The sequence below is a fragment of the Streptomyces adelaidensis genome, assembly GCF_016598475.1.
GTDB classification, from domain to species: domain Bacteria; phylum Actinomycetota; class Actinomycetes; order Streptomycetales; family Streptomycetaceae; genus Streptomyces; species Streptomyces adelaidensis.
Genome location: NZ_JAEMUX010000261.1, coordinates 1 through 968 on the forward strand (window position 1 = coordinate 1; position 968 = coordinate 968).

Annotated in this window: 1 protein-coding gene; it reads right to left on the reverse strand. The window is 64.5% G+C overall.

Going from position 1 to position 968, the window contains the following annotated elements:
* Positions 1-20 precede the first annotated feature (20 nt).
* Positions 21-917, reverse strand: coding sequence for an IS982 family transposase (locus tag I8N67_RS41710; protein ID WP_200309591.1), 897 nt, complete (start codon positions 915-917; stop codon positions 21-23).
* Between the last annotated feature and the right edge of the window lie 51 nt (positions 918-968).

Below are 968 nucleotides of genomic sequence, written 5' to 3' on the forward strand. Positions count from 1 at the left end.
ACGAGTCTTTCCGAACACGGTCAGTGGTCATAGGCGGTCAGCGAGCGGCTGACCGCCTGGCTGGTCTGGAAGTTGTGCCAGATCGCGGTGGCCATCGCCAGTACGCGTTGAGCGATGCGCACGGAGACGCCCTCGATGGTGCGTCCGCCGTGTTGTTCCAGGTCAAGCTGGCCCTTGAGGGTGTCGTTGACCGACTCGATGAGCTGGCGGACCTTCTTCAGCATCGGCTCGCCCGGCCGCAGCACTTCCCGTTTCCGGGAGGGCCGCAGCAGCGTGATGCCCTGTTCGGACAGTGATCGCTCAAACGGCTTGGACGCGAACCCCTTGTCGGTGATCAGCAGCAGGCCGGGCCGGTCGGTGATCAGTTCGGCGTCGACCTCCAGCATCGCGGCCAGCACTTCGCGCTCGCCGAGTTTGGGGTCAGCCAGCGCCCACAGCATGGGCATCCCCGACGGGGTGCACACCAGATACAGCCGCAGTCCCCAGAAGAACCGTGAATGCGACGCGCAGTAGCCGTAGTTCGCCCAGCCGGCGAGTTCGGACCGCTTCACCGTTGGCCGCGACATGCCGCACGGCACCGGCGTCGAGTCGGCGATCCACACGGTGTCGTGCCAGAAGTCAGTGTCCTTGGCGAGGACACGTATCAGCCGCTTGATCTGCGTCAACGAGGCTCGTAGCCGCTTGTTGTAGCCGGGGTCCTGCGGGATGAACGGGAACATGTCACGGTGGTGGGCGCGTACGTAGCGCAGCCAGCGGGCCTCGGAATGAAAGCCGAGCATGGCCTGCATGACCGCCAGGCAGAGCAACTCGGAGTGACTGAGCTTCGGTGGCCGACCCGGCAGCTTGGCGATCCCGGCCAGGTCGTCGTCAATCTTTACGTAGAGTGCGGTCACGAGGGTGTCCAGGTTCGTCGTCACAAACGATCGTGGACACCCTCTCCTTGCGCCCGCAGGCATTTGGAAAGACTC